This is a genomic window from Streptosporangium amethystogenes (genome assembly GCF_000721075.1).
Lineage (GTDB): Bacteria > Actinomycetota > Actinomycetes > Streptosporangiales > Streptosporangiaceae > Streptosporangium > Streptosporangium amethystogenes.
The window spans coordinates 1-208 of the sequence record NZ_JOEQ01000223.1; the positions used below are offsets into that span (position 1 = coordinate 1).

The window sequence follows — 208 nt, forward strand, 5'->3', positions numbered from 1 at the left end:
CAGGCCGCGGTGATCGCCCGGGAGGACGTTCCCGGGGACGTGCGCCTGGTCGGTTATGTCGTGCCGGTTGATGCGGAGGAGATCGACGAGGGGTTGGCGAATGTGGTGGGGGAGTTCGCCGCGCGGCGCCTGCCGGATCACATGGTGCCCTCCGCGCTGGTGGTGATGGAGGCGTTACCGCTGACCGTGAACGGCAAGCTGGACCGCA

General features: G+C 68.8%; 1 protein-coding gene. It reads left to right on the plus strand.

The genetic code is table 11. From position 1 onward, the window contains the following. Positions 1–208 (plus strand): AMP-binding enzyme (locus IG98_RS46460; protein ID WP_037973202.1); only part of this gene is annotated, 208 nt, incomplete at both ends.